The following is a 2,766-nucleotide window of genomic DNA, read 5'->3' on the forward strand; positions in this document are numbered from 1 at the left end:
CCCTGCGGGACCGGCCGGCCGCGCTGGCGGCGATCGCGCGGGCGCTCGCCGGCTCGGGCGTTTCGCACCGCCCCGAGGAACTGATCGCGGCGATCGGCCGGCACGGCCGCCTCACGGTGAACTTTCATCCCGACCGGGTGCGCGCCGACGGTCGGACGGTCGCCGATGCGCTGCTCGCCGAGGGCGTCTACCGCAGCCAGTTCGTCACCGGCATCTCCGGCGGTGGGCTCACCGCGTACCCGGGTGGGGACCGGGACCGCTGGGAGGAGACCCTGTTCGGCGGCGCGTACCAGGCGTCCGGCGTCGTGCCCGCCGACCGGCCGGTGTACGGCGGCCTGAACCTGCTCGACCATCCCGACGGCGCCTGCCCCCGGTTCGGGTCCTGCCACCTGCTGCTGCGCCCCGAGGTGCTGGCGCGCACCACGTTCTGCTTCGGCGACAGCCACCTGGGGCCCCGGGACCTCGGCACGGTCGACGTGTTCGAGGCGGTGCTCGCCGCCCTGCTCACGACGACGGCCGGCACCGGCACGGCCCTCGGCGTACGGACCGACCTGGTCGGCCTGGTCCGTGCGGTGCTGCGGCGTCGTGAGGACGCCGCCGAGGTCGCGGCCCGCGCGGCGGCGGACCGACCCGACGGGGTACGCCCCGCCGGTCGCGCCCTGGACGACTACGTCGAGGCGCAGATACACGGTGAGGTGAACCTCGCCAGGGACGTCGAGGCGCTGGTGGTGGACCCGTCCTTCGACGGCACCGACGTCGGCGGGGTCCTGGAGCGGATCGCCCGTCACCACGGTGTCCCGCTGCGCCGGCACGCCGGCTTCGAACTGCCGGTGGACGGGATCGACCCGGAGTTCCGGGGACCGGCGATCCCGCCCTTCGCCGCCCGGGTGCACGCCGAGTTCGCCCGACCCGGCGACCCGGTGGACGCGGCGCTGGTCGGCCGCGCGGCCGCCTCGCTGGTCACCCATCCGGAGCGGTGGGCCGACCGGGGCCCCGTCGAGGTCACCCTCCAGCACCTCAAGCAGCTCTGGCACGTCCTCGTCCGGTACGGAACCCCGCGCGCCCGCTGACCCCGTCGGCCCGCACTCGCGTCGAACGCCCCCGACGTCCGTTATCGATCACGGTGCCTTCGGCTGGGTGCGACCGTCCCCAGATCCGGCGTGACCTGGACCGCAGCCCCCGCGCCGGCCCCGCATCCCGGAATGTTCGCCGGGTGCAAGCTGGTTGTGTCCCCCGTACCGCCGGAACCCAAACCCCCTCCGGCGCCGCAGTTCCCCCGAGGAGTGCTCATTCCGGAGCGCTTCGCCTGACCGAAAGGGCACATCGTGAAGGACGACTTCACTCGATGGCTCACGGCCATCGCGAAGGACTCGAACCGCAAGCTCACATTCAGCGTGGCCGGCGTGGCCGCCCTCGGCGCACTGGCCCTCGGGCCGACCGCCGTGGCCGCCCCGGTGGTCAGCGGGCCCCACGAGGGTGCCGTGGCCGCGATCGACAAGGCCACGGGCCGCGACGGAGACGAGGCGGTGACCGGCGAGTCGGGCCTCACCACCGGCGTCACCACCGGCAAGCCGGACACGGGCAAGCCCACCCGGGACGAACTGATCCCGCACGGGGTCGAGGGTGCCCAGTCCCGGATCCCGCTGGACGACGCGCAGCGCGAGAACGCCAAGGCCATCATCGAGGTGGCCAAGGAGACCGGCGTCGGCGAGCGGGGCGCGGTGATCGGCATCGCCACGTCGCTGCAGGAGTCGAAGCTCTACAACCTGGGTCACCTCGGCGCCTACAACGACCACGACTCGCAGGGCCTGTTCCAGCAGCGCCCGTCGTCGGGTTGGGGTACGCCTGAGCAGATCACCGACCCGGAGTACTCGGCGACGGCGTTCTTCACCGCGCTCAAGAACGTCGGCGGTTGGAAGGACCTGCCGCTGACCGCAGCCGCGCAGACGGTGCAGGTCTCGGCCTTCCCGTACGCGTACGCGCAGTGGGAGGAGCAGGCGGCGGACATCGTCTCCCAGCTCTGGTGACACCAGCACTATCCGACCGGCCGGTCCCCGCAACGGGGGCCGGCCGGTCGCGTCTGGGGTGCCTGTCCGTGGCGTCCGGTTCGCGTGTGACCGGGGGCATCCTGGCGGCGGAATCGTGGCCGGCCGGGGGTCGTTACACATGGCGGACGATCGAGCAGGACGCGCGACCCGCGGGTCCCCGGCCCCCGGAATGACGGCGGGCAGCCGGTCGTTACATCCCCTGGCACCGCGGACGAGCAACCCCCTGCTCGGTGAGCGTGCCGATCTGATTTCTCCGAGCGCCGGACGGTGCTTGCGCCCTGCTGTGGCTTCCCCCCATTGGCCGGTAGGGCGCCAACCCCCGAGGAGCTTCTCCGATGAACACGATCATGCGTAAGAGCGTTCTGGGTATCGCTGGTCTGGCCTTCGCCGGTGGCATGGTCGCCGGTCCGGTCACCACCATGGCCGCCGGCCCGGTCGAGTCGACGACCGTCGCGGTGCAGGCCGACAAGCCGGACACCGGCAAGCTGGTCCCGCACGGTGTGCAGGGCAAGCAGTCGCGCATCGACCTGTCGGATGAGCAGGTCGGCAACGTCAAGGCGATCATCGCGGCGACGAAGAAGGCCGACATGGACGAGCGTGCCGCCGTGGTGGCGATCGCGACGGCGTTGCAGGAGTCGAAGCTGGAGAACCTGGGTCACCTGGGTGAGCGCAACGACCACGACTCGCAGGGCCTGTTCCAGCAGCGCCCGTCCTCGGG

At 72.5% G+C, this 2,766-nt stretch carries 3 protein-coding genes; all 3 read left to right on the top strand.

Annotated features, from left to right (window positions below; all coding sequences use genetic code 11):
* Positions 1 to 2 precede the first annotated feature (2 nt).
* Entirely contained in the window at positions 3 to 1,070 is a 1,068-nt protein-coding gene (locus AB0I76_RS27005) for a DUF3626 domain-containing protein (protein ID WP_357041070.1), read from the top strand.
* Between the two features lie 255 nt (positions 1,071 to 1,325).
* Entirely contained in the window at positions 1,326 to 2,027 is a 702-nt protein-coding gene (locus AB0I76_RS27010) for a hypothetical protein (protein WP_357041073.1), read from the top strand.
* A gap of 356 nt (positions 2,028 to 2,383) precedes the next feature.
* Positions 2,384 to 2,766: hypothetical protein (locus AB0I76_RS27015; protein ID WP_357041076.1), on the top strand; the 383-nt coding region annotated here is incomplete at its 3' end.

Origin of the sequence: Micromonospora sp. NPDC049799 (genome assembly GCF_040656655.1) — a bacterium.
GTDB lineage: Bacteria > Actinomycetota > Actinomycetes > Mycobacteriales > Micromonosporaceae > Micromonospora.